This is a genomic window from Pedobacter sp. AC212, from assembly GCF_979258625.1.
This window is the reverse complement of record NZ_OZ409870.1, coordinates 1301999-1315520: the sequence shown is the minus strand read 5'-3', so window position 1 is coordinate 1315520 and position 13522 is coordinate 1301999. Positions and strand designations below refer to the sequence as shown.

At 37.8% G+C, this 13522-nt stretch carries 10 protein-coding genes; 5 read left to right on the top strand and 5 right to left on the bottom strand.

What is annotated here, in order from left to right; all coding sequences use genetic code 11:
• Window positions 1-61: 61 nt before the first annotated feature.
• Together ACZZZC_RS05765 and rimO are read left to right on the top strand one after the other, a co-directional pair.
• Entirely contained in the window at window positions 62-436 is a 375-nt protein-coding gene (locus tag ACZZZC_RS05765; RefSeq protein WP_463486714.1) for a GxxExxY protein, read from the top strand.
• A gap of 83 nt (window positions 437-519) precedes the next feature.
• A complete protein-coding gene (gene rimO / locus ACZZZC_RS05760; protein WP_463485205.1) occupies window positions 520-1851 on the top strand; it encodes a 30S ribosomal protein S12 methylthiotransferase RimO in 1332 nt (443 codons plus the stop codon).
• Between the two features lie 66 nt (window positions 1852-1917).
• Here rimO and ACZZZC_RS05755 read toward each other — a convergent pair whose 3' ends face one another.
• The 4 genes from ACZZZC_RS05755 to ACZZZC_RS05740 form a co-directional block, all read right to left on the bottom strand.
• Window positions 1918-2259 (bottom strand): hypothetical protein, encoded by a 342-nt coding sequence (locus tag ACZZZC_RS05755; protein ID WP_056848597.1) that lies wholly within the window; start codon window positions 2257-2259, stop codon window positions 1918-1920.
• Window positions 2260-2460: 201 nt separating this feature from the next.
• Window positions 2461-3459, bottom strand: a complete 999-nt coding sequence (locus ACZZZC_RS05750; RefSeq protein WP_463485204.1) for an NAD(P)H-dependent glycerol-3-phosphate dehydrogenase — start codon at window positions 3457-3459, stop codon at window positions 2461-2463.
• A 172-nt stretch (window positions 3460-3631) separates the two neighbouring features.
• Window positions 3632-4972 carry an efflux RND transporter periplasmic adaptor subunit gene (locus ACZZZC_RS05745; protein WP_463485203.1) on the bottom strand — a complete coding sequence of 447 codons (1341 nt, stop codon included), beginning with the start codon at window positions 4970-4972 and terminating at the stop codon, window positions 3632-3634.
• A 134-nt stretch (window positions 4973-5106) separates the two neighbouring features.
• A complete protein-coding gene (locus ACZZZC_RS05740; protein WP_463485202.1) occupies window positions 5107-6519 on the bottom strand; it encodes a TolC family protein in 1413 nt (470 codons plus the stop codon).
• A 20-nt stretch (window positions 6520-6539) separates the two neighbouring features.
• On the opposite strand from ACZZZC_RS05740, the gene ACZZZC_RS05735 reads away from it, so the two are divergent.
• The 3 genes from ACZZZC_RS05735 to ACZZZC_RS05725 all read left to right on the top strand — a co-directional run bounded on the left by ACZZZC_RS05735 (window position 6540) and on the right by ACZZZC_RS05725 (window position 12870).
• Window positions 6540-7196, top strand: coding sequence for a polysaccharide deacetylase family protein (locus ACZZZC_RS05735; protein WP_463486713.1), 657 nt, complete (start codon window positions 6540-6542; stop codon window positions 7194-7196).
• A 437-nt stretch (window positions 7197-7633) separates the two neighbouring features.
• Window positions 7634-10399 (top strand): bifunctional aconitate hydratase 2/2-methylisocitrate dehydratase, encoded by a 2766-nt coding sequence (locus ACZZZC_RS05730; protein WP_463485200.1) that lies wholly within the window; start codon window positions 7634-7636, stop codon window positions 10397-10399.
• 191 nt (window positions 10400-10590) lie between these two features.
• The gene (locus ACZZZC_RS05725) at window positions 10591-12870 is read left to right on the top strand and encodes an aconitate hydratase (protein ID WP_463485199.1); all 2280 of its coding nucleotides are present in this window, start codon (window positions 10591-10593) and stop codon (window positions 12868-12870) included.
• Between the two features lie 204 nt (window positions 12871-13074).
• On the opposite strand, the gene ACZZZC_RS05720 is transcribed toward ACZZZC_RS05725, so the two are convergent.
• Window positions 13075-13488, bottom strand: a complete 414-nt coding sequence (locus ACZZZC_RS05720; protein ID WP_463485198.1) for a putative signal transducing protein — start codon at window positions 13486-13488, stop codon at window positions 13075-13077.
• Window positions 13489-13522: the final 34 nt, after the last annotated feature.

Below are 13522 nucleotides of genomic sequence, written 5' to 3'. Positions count from 1 at the left end.
TGCACTTCGTGTTTGATTACACCGATTCAATGATTACACTGATTTTTGTGTAAATTCACTAATGGAGGAATATGAAAATGACGAGCTAACACAAACTATAATTGGATGCTGTTATAAGGTGCATACGTATCTAGGTCCAGGCTTTCTGGAAAAGATCTATGTAAATGCCCTTAAAATTAAATTACAGCAGACCGGATTAAAATTCGAGATAGAGAAAGAATATATAGTGTTGTTCGAAGATCAGATAATAGGTAAGTTTAGATGTGATCTTATAGTGGAAGAAAAAATCATCGTAGAGCTTAAATCAGTAACTGGTTATCAACCAAAATTATTTCAAAATCAATTGATCTCTTATCTAAAAGCGAGCAAAATTAAAACAGGTTTATTGATCAATTTTGGAAACACCAGTTGTGAAGTCAAAAGAATATCGGTATAATCTTTCAAATAAATACACGCTAAAATCTGTGAAATCATAGAATCTGTGGAATCAACCCGCAAGGAAGCGTAAATAATAATATTATGAATACCAAAATAGTAAAAAGTAAAACCGCAATTAAACAACCCAAAATAAACGTAATTACTTTGGGTTGCTCTAAGAATATATACGATTCGGAAGTATTGATGGGGCAGCTACGTGGAAATAACTTAAACGTTGTTCACGAGTCTGATAAGATGGGGAAAGATGATATTGTAGTAATCAATACCTGCGGTTTTATTGATAATGCTAAACAAGAATCTATTGATACCATTCTCCAATTCAGCGAACTAAAGGAAGCAGGCAAAATTGGCAAAGTGGTAGTAACAGGATGTTTGTCTGAACGTTACAAACCAGAACTAGAATCGGAAATTACCAACGTGGATGCTTTTTTTGGCACCAACGATTTACAAAATATACTACACGAGTTAGGCGCAAACTACAAACATGAACTTATTGGCGAACGTTTATTAACTACGCCATCTCACTTTGCCTATTTCAAAATAGCCGAAGGTTGTAACCGTCCTTGTTCATTTTGTGCTATCCCGCTGATGCGTGGAAAACACATGAGTAAACCGATGGAAGAGCTGGTTAATGAAGCCAAAATTCTAGCTAAAAACGGCACAAAAGAGTTGATTCTAATTGCACAGGATTTAACTTACTACGGCTTAGATCTGTATGGCGTTAGAAAGTTAGATGAGCTTATGCGTCGTTTATCTGATGTTCCTGGTATTGAATGGATTCGTTTACAATACGCCTACCCTTCTGGTTTCCCGATGGAAATTTTGGATGCCATGAATGAGCGTGATAATATTTGCAAATATCTGGATATGCCGCTTCAACACATTACAGATAATATGTTGAAATCAATGCGTCGTGGTACAACGAAACAAAAAACCATTGATTTGGTGAACCAAATTAGAGATAAGGTGCCTAATATTGCGATGAGAACTACTTTAATTTGTGGTTATCCGGGCGAAACAGAACACGATTTTGAGGAAATGAAACAGTGGGTTGAAGAAACCAAGTTTGATCGTTTAGGTTGTTTTACCTATTCTCATGAAGAGAAAACTCATGCACACACCCTAGTTGATGATGTTGCTGATGAAGTTAAACAACAACGTGTAGATGAGATCATGGAAATACAGCAAGGCATTTCATATGATATTAACCAGGAAAAGGTAGGGCAGACTTTCAAAGTTTTGGTTGACAAAAAGGAGGGCGATTTCTTTGTTGGAAGAACAGAATTTGATTCACCGGAAGTAGATAACGAGGTTTTAATCGATGCTGCAACAGGTTATGCTGCAAATGGCAGTTTTGTAAATGTTAAAATAGACAGAGCTGAAGATTTTGATTTATACGGAACAATAGTTTAAAAAATTTATAAAATAAAAAAGCCTCGGTTTGAAATTTTCAACCGAGGCTTTTTGCTGTTCATTATTTTAGTTCTTTTTTTCTACTCTGGTTTTGATTTGACTTGGTTTTAACCAAATTTTTGCACCTTTTGAGTTTACGTAATACTTTTCGTTTTTAGCATTGATGTAAACATCAGAACCATCTGGTGCCATTTTGCCTTTCCAGGTTTTATCCGCTACTTTCGAACCGCCTTTCACTGCAACTTCGGCAGTTTTATTACCAACCGATTTTGCACCTTTTCCAATGGCTTTACCGGTTTTATCTAGTGCTTTACCAACATCTGTTTTTTTCTCTTGTGCATTAACACTTAAGCTTACACCGCCAAATAATGCGAGTGTTAATAATCCTATTGCAAATTTCTTTTTCATGACAGTTATTTTTTATTTAGTGTAGAACGCAATAACAGCCAATTTGTTTTAATTAGGATTACTATAAAATGTTAAATAAACCTTATTGAAGTGATATCCTTTTTGGCGCAAAAATTTTAATCCCAGCAGTATCACAAACAAAAAGATAAAACGAAAAAAAGGACTGCAGTAACCGATTAACAGTTCATTGCTTTACAGCTATTAATTTATTTTCTCGGCAAGTAACTTCATCTCCATTTGAGGCGATCGGTTTTCATATAAAATATTGTGAACGGCTTTACTAATTGGCATATCTACATTAAATTCAAGGTTTTTAATGTGCATACATTTGGCCGCATAATAGCCCTCAGCAATCATATTCATTTCTAGCTGCGCTGATTTTACAGTATAACCCTTGCCAACCATATTGCCAAAAGTACGGTTGCGGCTAAATTGAGAATAAGCTGTAACCAATAAATCGCCCAAATAGGCAGATTCCATAATGTCGCGGTTGATGGGGTGAACGGCATCAACGAAACGTTTTATTTCTCTAATGGCATTGCTAATTAATACCGCCTGGAAGTTATCGCCGTAACCTATACCGTGACAAATTCCGCTGGCTACAGCATAAATATTTTTTAAAACAGCAGCGTATTCTGTCCCGAAAATATCATCAGAAACGTTGGTTTTGATGTAATGGGTATTTAATAATGACGCAAAACCTGAGGCCTTTTCAATATCTGTACAGGCAATAGTGAGGTAAGATAGTTTTTCGAAAGCAACCTCTTCGGCATGGCAAGGGCCGCTAACCACCAAAATATCATGATATGGAATGGCGTAACGCTCATGTAAAAATTCTCCAATAATCAGGTTATCTTCTGGTACGATACCTTTAATCGCAGAAACAATCTTTTTCCCTTTTAGATCATCACTAGTAATTGCCGAAAGCGTTTCCTTTATGAAGGCGGCAGGTACGTTTAGGATCACAAAATCAGCAGCGCTAATAATTTCTTTTACGTTTGAAGACAAGTGGTCATCTGCCAATTTTATCTCAACAGAACTTAAGTAGTGTGGGTTATGCTTAAACTTTTTAATGTGATCGATAGCCACTTCATTGCGCATCCACCAATAAATTTCTTTTTCGGATAAATTATCAGAAAGCATTTTAACAATGGCAGTCGCCCAGCTCCCGCCCCCTATCATCGCTATTTTAGGTACCATGTTATAAAAAAGGTTTTAAGGTAAAAGGTGTTTCAAGAAAAAGATGTAAGGTAAAAGGTGTAAGCCTTAAGGTATAGACTTGATGTCTCTAAACCTTAAACCTTACACCCCTAACCTTGGTTTACAACTTAAACCATTGCGCAAGTTACTATTTCTTGCGATTAATTATAAACTACTTCTTGCCGTCTTTGTTAAACAACTGGTCTTTAGCTGTTTTTTCTACAACCATACCGTCTTTTAACTTATTTTGGATTGCTGAATAAGGACCTGTTACAATTTCCTGGCCAGCTTTTACACCCGATTTAACGATGATAAACTGATCATTCTGGATTCCTGTATTCACTTCAACTTTCTTCACCTTTTTCGTTTTGGCATCAAAAGTATATACGAATTGTTTTATTTTCTTATCGGTTAATTTCGACTTCTGCTTATCGGTATTTTCCTGATTCCCGCTATTTTTGTCGCCTTCGCCAGCCTTACCACTTTCGGTGAATACGGCCTGAATTGGAACAGCTAAACCATTAACGGTTTCGCTTTCAATGTCAACAGTGGCCGACATTCCCGGGCGGAAAATAGATTGTTGTTTGCCTTCCATTACTTCTGTAATTCTGATTTTTACAGAGAAATTTGTTACCTGATCTACTGATGTTGAAGTAGTTGTTCCAACCGCTGTTGATGAACTTGCGATTTCTGTTACCACACCTCTAAATTTTTTATCAGCAAAAGCATCAACCTCAATAGAAGCTTTATCGCCCACTTTAACACGGGTAATATCGTTTTCATTTACATCTACATTTACTTCCATTGATGAAAGATTGGAAATACGCATAATTTCGGTACCAGCCATTTGCGAGGTTCCCAAAATACGATCGCCCAATTCGATTGATAGTTTTGAAACTACACCATCTGCCGGAGCATAAATGGTCGTTCTTGCTAAATTTGCCCCTGCTTCCTTTACATTTGCACCTGTTTGCTCTAAAGTAAATTTAGCACCAGTTACATTTTCTTTTGCACTGGCTAAGGTTGCTTTAGCTGTTAAATAGGCAGCTTTGGCGGCATCAAATTCTGATGCTGATATCACTTTTTTATTAAACAATTCTACATTACGTTTATACGTAGCTTCTGCATTAACGAAATTAGCTTGATTTTGAGCTAATTGTTGTTGTGCGGCAGCAACACTTGCTTTCTGAGCGTTATATGAAGCCACTGTACGCTCATAACCCGATTGCAAAATATCTGGACGAACTTTACAAAGTAATTGGCCGGCTTTAACAATATCGCCTTCTTTAACTTTCAGTTCTACCACTTCTCCCGATACCTCAGAACTTAATTTAACTTCGGTTTCTGGTTGAATTTTACCACTTGCAGTTACTGTTTCTACCACAGTTTTATCTGATGCTTTATCTACAGTAACTTTTTCAATTTTTTCGCCACCTATAACGCCAGTTACCGCCAACACGGCTAAAATGGCAAGAATGACACCAATGGTAATTAATATGTGCTTCAGTTTCATAATTGTTTAATGTATTTCGTTGTTTTATTTTCGCTTCGCGGATGATTACACTGATTTAGTGATTTCACAGATTATTGTGTTTTTTTACTTTAGTTTTAGATCTTTATTCTTTGATCCTCATTCCTTGCTCTTATTTAAAAAGTAATTTGTTTCCCCAGGTAATAGTCAATTACTTTTGCTCTAAATAAAAGATCGTATTTGGCTTGTATAAAATCGATCTCAGCTTTGTTTCTATTTGTTTGTGCAGTACTGTAATCCAGTGAGTTTACCAATCCGACATTGTAACGTTGTTCAACCACATAAAAAGCATCTTTCTGTGCATCAAATGCGTTTTGAGTCGATCTATAACGACTTTCAGCTGCTCTTAAGTCTGTTGTAGCTTGAAAAATAACTTTGTTAAGGTTGTTTTTTGCCAGCTGCTCAGATGTTAACGAGTTCTGATAAGTAATTTTCGCCCGACGAACACTTGAGCGGGCAGAAAACCCATTAAATATTGGAATTTGCAAGCTCATACCTATACTCTGCCCCAAGCGCTGATTGATTTGATCGGCAAAAGATGACTGGGGAAATTGGCCAGCATAATTAAATTGGTAAGAATAAGATGTATTTAAACCTGCTCCTAAACTTAACGATGGATAGTAAGCACCTTTAGCTACCGCAATTGCTTGTTTGGCCGCCAATGACCTCAGACCCGCTAATTTAATATCTGGAAATATACTTAAGGCATTATTGTAAATTTCTTCTGCGCTGGTATTCGTTACTGCTGCTTTAACATTGTCAATCAATGGCGCCTGCACAACAAAACGTTGGTTAGGTTGCATTTCCATCAATTGTCCAAGTGTTAAGTAGGAAATGGAAAGTGCGTTTTGTGCATTTGTAAGGTTTAACTCTGCAGTTGCCACTTGAGATTTTGCTTGAGAAATATCTGCCAGAGTTTTATTACCTGCATCCAATAAAGCATTTTCTCTTACTAAAGTTTTATTGGCAATATCCAATTGTTCTTTAGAAGCTTTTTCTAAATCTGAATTATACAAAACCTGAAGATAGGCGGTAACAACATTTAAAATCAAATCATTTTTGATTTTTTCTACGTTACTCTTATCCGCCTCCAAAAGCGTTTTGTTTTGTTTAATCTGGTTAATTTTTGTTAACCCCTGAAATAAATCGACATTGGTACTTAAATTACCACTCGTAAATAATGAGGTTTGGTTGGTAACCTGAAATGTAGTTTGATCCAAACCACGACCAAAAGTTAAATTTGGATTTATACTGGCATTCAAATTTGGATAAAGTGCATATTTAGATTGTGTTAAATTTTCTTCACTCAGCGCCGCACTAAAAGCAGCTTGTTTAATGTTTAAGTTATTTTTCAGCGTATTTTCAACCGCTTGTTCAATGGTGATTACTTCTTGCGCCTTAACATTTTGACCAAAGCTTAGTGCTAATAACAATGCAGATCCGGTAAGTAACTTATTCTTGGTAAACATTTTCATAATTTGTTTCAAATCTATATAAACAACTTTAATAATTTCAATCTGTACAGGCATTTACTAACTTTGGTTGTAAAATGTACCTGATCAAATCGCCGCTTCTGCTAAAATGGTATTATCCATCATTGTTATGGAATAAATCCCGCACCGAAAAAGTTATTTATTTGACCTTTGACGATGGACCTATACCCAATGTTACAGATTTTGTTTTAAAAACTTTGAAAGCTTTTAACGCAAAGGCCACATTTTTCTGTATTGGCGATAATATTGTAAAACATCCCGAAGTTTACGCTCGTGTAATAAACGACGGACATGCCATCGGAAACCACACTTTTAACCATTTAAAAGGATGGAAAACCGACAATGAAACCTATATCGAAAATATCCTTAAGTGCCAGGAAATCACCCAAACCCATCTTTTCAGGCCTCCTTATGGAAGGATAAAAAAGTCTCAAGTCAAAAGTCTGCAGTCATTAGTTCTCAAAACGCAATCCGACTCAAGACTAAAAACTAAAGACTCTGGACTCAACATCGTAATGTGGGATGTACTCAGTGGCGATTTTGACATTAATCTTTCGCCCGAAAAGTGCTTCCAAAACGTGATCAAACACACCGAAAATGGTTCGATAGTGGTATTTCATGATAGTTTGAAAGCTTTCGATCGTTTGGAGTTCACATTGCCAAGGGTGTTAAAATATTTTTCGGATAAAGGTTTCACTTTTTCAACGCTGTAGCCTTTAGCCAATCCTGTGCCATAGAAAATTAGCGTCGTTAGTTCCCTGTATAAGGTTATAATAGCATGAATGCATTTCAAGATACGTTCGTAAATGAACATTAATGTTCGTTTATGGACAGTTATATAACTTATACTAAAAGGTATAACTGAGGGGTTATTTAAATTTATTCTTTGAGCTAAATGAAGAAATAATTACTACGTTTTCATGACTTCATTTTCAATCATTTACAGTAATTTAGAACAATTCCAAATTACTTAATAGCCTGCCCGAATTATATTTAAGGGTTATTTTTGCTATTTTTGTTTTGACCAAAATATTGAGCTTAATTGGCTTAATAACACAAATTAATTTACAACAACATATTCTTTTTCACACGACAGGAAATAAGCATTTTCGCTACCTAAACCTACAAGAAAGAGAATAAAATATCTAAGATGAGTATTTATAACGATTATATCCAGGAGATTGAAGACAGAAAAGCTCAAGGTCTTCACCCTAAACCTATTGATGGCGCTGAGCTGCTGAGTGAAATCATCACGCAAATTAAAAACGTAAATAATTTTAACAGAGAAGAAGCTGTTAATTTTTTCATCTACAATACTTTGCCCGGAACCACTGGCGCAGCAGTTGTAAAGGCACAGTTTTTAAAAGAAATAATTTTAGGTGAAGCGGTAGTTGCAGAAATTACTCCAGATTTTGCTTTCGAACTGCTATCGCACATGAAGGGCGGACCTTCTATCAAAGTTTTATTAGATATCGCTCTGGCAGATAATGGCGATAAAGCCCATAAAGCTGCTAATGTGCTTAAAACACAGGTTTTCTTATACGATGCAGATACAGATCGATTAAAAGAGGCTTATCATAATGGAAATGAGATCGCTAAAGAGATTTTGGAAAGCTATGCACAGGCTGAGTTTTTCACAAAACTCCCTGAGGTAGCCGAAGAAATTAAAGTAGTAACGTTTATTGCTGGTATTGGCGACATTTCTACAGATTTATTGTCTCCAGGAAATCAGGCGCACTCCCGTTCTGACCGTGAATTGCATGGAAAATGCATGATTACGCCAGAAGCTCAGGAAGAAATTCAGGCTTTACAGGCACAGCATCCGGATAAAAGTGTGATGTTAGTTGCTGAAAAAGGTACGATGGGCGTGGGTTCTTCTCGCATGTCGGGAGTAAACAATGTAGCCCTTTGGACAGGTAAAAAATCTAGTCCTTACATTCCATTTGTAAACATAGCGCCTATTGTTGGTGGTACTAATGGCATTTCCCCAATTTTCCTTACCACAGTTGATGTAACAGGTGGTATTGGTATCGACCTTAAAAACTGGGTAAAAAAGATTGATGAAAATGGCAACGTGATCCGCAATGAAAACGATGAACCTATCTTGGAACAGGTTTATTCCATTGAAACAGGCACTGTACTGACCATCAATACCAGAACAAAAAAATTATATAACGGCGAGTTTGAATTAATTGATATTTCAAAAGCGCTAACTCCGCAAAAAATGGAGTTTATCAAAGCTGGCGGTTCATACGCTATTGTGTTTGGTAAAAAAATCCAAACCTTCGCAGCTAAAACTTTGGGTATTGAAGCTCCAATCGTTTTTGCCCCAGCTAAAGAAGTTTCTATTGCAGGCCAAGGTTTAACTGCTGTAGAAAAAATCTTCAACAGAAATGCTGTGGGTTTAACTCAAGGTAAAATTTTACACGCTGGTTCTGATGTTCGTGTGGAAGTAAACATTGTTGGTTCTCAGGATACCACCGGTTTGATGACCGCCCAGGAGTTAGAGGCAATGGCTGCGACTGTCATATCACCAATTGTTGATGGCGCTTACCAATCGGGTTGCCACACGGCATCTGTGTGGGATAAAAAAGCCCAAGCCAACATTCCTAAATTGATGAAATTTATGAATGAGTTTGGTGTAATTACCGCCCGCGACCCTAAAGGTGAATACCACGCAATGACCGATGTGATTCATAAAGTACTGAATGACATTACCATTGACGAATGGGCAATCATTATCGGTGGCGATTCGCACACCCGTATGTCTAAAGGCGTGGCTTTCGGTGCCGATTCTGGCACTGTGGCACTAGCGCTGGCAACTGGTGAGGCTTCAATGCCAATTCCTGAATCGGTTAAGGTAACTTTCAAAGGTGCCATGAAAACGCACATGGATTTCCGTGATGTGGTACACGCGACCCAATTACAAATGTTGCAGCAATTTGATGGCGAAAATGTATTCCAGGGTCGTATTATTGAAGTTCACATTGGAACTTTATTAGCCGATCAGGCTTTTACTTTTACCGATTGGACAGCAGAGATGAAAGCAAAAGCATCTATTTGCATTTCACAGGATGATACTTTAATTCAATCTTTAGAAATTGCTAAAAATCGGATTCAAATCATGATAGACAAAGGTATGGACAACCATAACCAGGTGCTACAAGGCTTAATCAACAAAGCAAACAAACGTATTGAGGAAATAAAAACAGGCATCAAACCTGCTTTAATGCCAGATGATAATGCGAAATATTATGCAGAGGTAGTCATTGATTTGGATTTAATTGAAGAGCCAATGATTGCCGATCCGGATGTGAACAATGTTGACGTTTCTAAACGCTACACCCATGATACCATCAGAGATTTAACTTTCTACGGAGGCGATAAAAAGGTAGACCTTGGCTTCGTTGGATCTTGCATGGTTCACAAAGACGATTTGAAAATCGTTTCGCAAATGTTAAGAAATGTAGAGCAAAAAACAGGAACAGTTTCTTTCAAAGCTCCGTTAGTGGTTGCTGCCCCTACTTATAATATCATTGATGAATTAAAAGCGGAAGGTGATTGGGAATACCTGCAAAAGTATTCTGGATTTGAATTTAGCGATGCATTGCCGAAAAGTTCAGCCCGTACAGAATATGAAAACATCATGTACTTAGAGCGTCCAGGCTGTAACTTATGTATGGGTAACCAGGAAAAAGCAGCAAAAGGAGATACCGTCATGGCAACTTCAACCCGCTTGTTCCAGGGCCGTGTGGTAGAAGATAGAGATGGTAAAAAAGGTGAGTCTTTATTGGCTTCCACTCCTGTAGTCGTTCTTTCTGCAATTTTAGGTCGTATTCCAAGTATTGAAGAATATAAAACTGCAGTTGAAGGTATTAACTTAACCAAGTTTACCCCTGTTTCTACCAAATTATAAGAAACAAAAATCTGCATTTATTGTTATTAAATTAGAGGCTGTCTGACTTATCAGATAGCCTCTTTAATTATGCAAAAACAGCATAGAATGTTTTTAAATTAGATTTTTTGACAAATCATAAAAATAAGTCTGTCAAAAAATGTTTAATTTAGTTTGTATTGAAATTGATAATAATTTTTAAAAAATAAAGTATGGCTTTCGACATAGACATGATTAAGAAGGTTTACGCAAATTTCGGCCCGCGTGTAGATGCGGCCCGTAAAATTGTAGGCAGACCTTTAACATTATCAGAAAAAATATTATACGCCCACCTTTGGGATGGCGATCCTAAAAAATCATTTTCTCGTGGAACTGATTATGTAGATTTCGCTCCAGACCGTGTAGCAATGCAAGATGCTACCGCACAAATGGCACTTTTGCAATTTATGCAAGCTGGTCGTCCACAAGTTGCTGTTCCATCAACGGTTCATTGCGATCACTTAATTACTGCTAAAGAAGGTGCAGCGATAGATCTTCCTCATGCAAGGACAGAAAGTGCAGAAGTTTTTGATTTCTTATCTTCTGTATCCAATAAATATGGAATCGGTTTCTGGAAACCAGGTGCAGGTATTATTCACCAGGTAGTTTTAGAAAATTATGCTTTCCCTGGCGGAATGATGATTGGAACCGACTCACACACCGTTAATGCTGGTGGTTTGGGCATGGTTGCAATTGGTGTTGGCGGTGCCGATGCTTGCGATGTGATGGCGGGTTTACCTTGGGAACTTAAATTCCCTAAATTAATCGGTGTTAAGTTAACCGGTAAATTAAACGGTTGGACCGCAGCAAAAGATGTGATTTTAAAAGTTGCAGGTATCTTAACCGTAAAAGGTGGTACCGGTGCAATTGTGGAATATTTTGGTGATGGTGCAATCAACTTAAGCTGTACAGGTAAAGGTACCATTTGCAATATGGGGGCTGAAATCGGTGCAACCACATCTACTTTCGGTTATGATGAAAGCATGGAACGTTACTTACGCTCAACTGATCGCAATGAAGTAGCTGACGAAGCCAATAAGATAAAAGAATATTTAACTGGTGATGCTGAAGTGTATGCTGACCCTGAAAACTATTTCGATCAGGTAATCGAAATTGATTTAGATACATTAGAACCCTACTTAAACGGTCCGTTTACGCCAGATTTGGCTACTCCGGTTTCGCAGATGAAAGTAGAGGCAGAGAAAAACGGATGGCCTTTGAAAGTGGAATGGGGCTTAATTGGTTCTTGTACCAATTCTTCCTACGAAGATTTGTCAAGAGCTGCATCCATCGCTAACCAGGCTATTTCAAAAGGTTTGGTAACGAAAGCTGAGTTTGGCATCAATCCTGGTTCTGAGCAAGTACGTTACACGGCTGATCGTGACGGTTATTTAAAAACCTTCGAAGATTTGGACGCTACAATTTTCACCAATGCCTGCGGCCCATGTATTGGAATGTGGGATAGAACCGGTGCAGAAAAGGCAGAGAAAAACACGATCGTTCACTCGTTTAACAGAAACTTTGCAAAACGTGCCGATGGTAACCCGAACACTTACGCCTTTGTTGCATCGCCAGAAATGGTTGCTGCCATTGCAATTGCGGGTGATTTAGGTTTTAACCCATTAACAGATACGCTTACAAATGATAAAGGTGAACAAGTTAAATTAGACCCTCCTACCGGCTTTGAATTACCTACTAAAGGTTTTGCTGTTGAAGATGCGGGTTATCAGGCGCCAGCAGAAGATGGTTCAAAGGTAGAAGTTTTAGTTTCTCCGACCTCTCACCGCTTGCAATTGCTTGATCCATTTACACCTTGGGAAGGCACAGATTTAAAAGGCTTGAAACTTTTAATCAAAGCAAAAGGCAAATGTACAACAGATCATATTTCAATGGCTGGTCCGTGGTTAAAATTCCGTGGTCACTTAGATAACATTTCGAACAACATGTTAATCGGTGCAGTGAATTACTTCAACGATAAAACAGACAGTGTTAAAAATGAATTAACAGGAGAATATGGTCCTGTTCCGGCAACACAACGCGATTATAAAGCAGCAGGTTTCGGATCGATCGTTATTGGTGATGAAAATTATGGCGAAGGCTCATCACGTGAGCATGCCGCGATGGAACCTCGTCATCTTGGAGTTCGTGCAGTTTTAGTAAAATCTTTTGCCCGTATCCACGAAACCAACCTGAAAAAGCAAGGAATGTTAGGTTTAACTTTTGCTGATAAAGACGATTACGACAAAATTTTAGAAGGCGATACAGTTGATATTTTAGGGTTGACAGAGTTTGCTCCAGATAAGCCACTCACTTTGGTTTTACACCATGCAGATGGAACTGAGGAATCTTTCCCGGTTAATCACAGTTATAATGCACAGCAAATCGACTGGTTTAAGGCCGGCGGTGCGTTAAATATCATCAGAGCTGAGGCTGCAGCGAAAGCTGGACTTTAGTTAGTCTTGAGTCTTCAGTCAGAAGTCTGCAGTTTACATATTGTAAATCCCGCTTTGAGCAAAATCAGGGCGGGATTTTTTTATTTGGAAAGCAGATGCAGTGATTTTTTTAACGGTTCGGTCCCGCTAATGCTACAAGCCCCGAAGAAAATCGGGAGCTTTTCGCGAATATCGGGTTTAGGTACTTAGACTGTTGCGAAAAACCTACTCAAATTCATGACCACAATCAAGGCATCGGATCACTTCTATTTTCGGTAGCCGATAATTAAATATTCCGAATAGGTTAAATTTGTTATACCTTTTTTCTGATCGGTGAAGATTTTTAGATCCGCATTTTGGACAAATGACCAACTCTTCAGCCATGGGGTTTTCCTCCACTTGGCTGTCAATATCTTCAAGCTGGTGATCTTCTATCAACAGCTTATTAATCGCTTCAAAGTCCCTTTCAAAAACGATAAGCTTAATACCTCCTATGGCCTGATTGTAGAGCGGGTTGATCGTGGCCACATTTTCATCGGCAAGGAAACACGCAAAACCCGAATCTTCTAGTCTAGCCCTGATAATATTGGCTTCCATTGGATCGTAGTAAGTACTATAAACTATGGTCTTGTCGTTCATGAGTTCAAGATAATCATATTTCTAACAGATCTAA

Excerpts from the sequence above, each read along its gene's own strand:
- ACZZZC_RS05765 (WP_463486714.1), top strand. The coding sequence starts at position 62 with ATGGAGGAATATGAAAATGACGAGCTAACACAAACTATAATTGGATGC.
- rimO (WP_463485205.1), top strand. The coding sequence starts at position 520 with ATGAATACCAAAATAGTAAAAAGTAAAACCGCAATTAAACAACCCAAA.
- ACZZZC_RS05755 (WP_056848597.1), bottom strand. The coding sequence starts at position 2,259 with ATGAAAAAGAAATTTGCAATAGGATTATTAACACTCGCATTATTTGGC.
- ACZZZC_RS05750 (WP_463485204.1), bottom strand. The coding sequence starts at position 3,459 with ATGGTACCTAAAATAGCGATGATAGGGGGCGGGAGCTGGGCGACTGCC.
- ACZZZC_RS05745 (WP_463485203.1), bottom strand. The coding sequence starts at position 4,972 with ATGAAACTGAAGCACATATTAATTACCATTGGTGTCATTCTTGCCATT.
- ACZZZC_RS05740 (WP_463485202.1), bottom strand. The coding sequence starts at position 6,519 with ATGCCTGTACAGATTGAAATTATTAAAGTTGTTTATATAGATTTGAAA.
- ACZZZC_RS05735 (WP_463486713.1), top strand. The coding sequence starts at position 6,540 with ATGTACCTGATCAAATCGCCGCTTCTGCTAAAATGGTATTATCCATCA.
- ACZZZC_RS05730 (WP_463485200.1), top strand. The coding sequence starts at position 7,634 with ATGAGTATTTATAACGATTATATCCAGGAGATTGAAGACAGAAAAGCT.
- ACZZZC_RS05725 (WP_463485199.1), top strand. The coding sequence starts at position 10,591 with ATGGCTTTCGACATAGACATGATTAAGAAGGTTTACGCAAATTTCGGC.
- ACZZZC_RS05720 (WP_463485198.1), bottom strand. The coding sequence starts at position 13,488 with ATGAACGACAAGACCATAGTTTATAGTACTTACTACGATCCAATGGAA.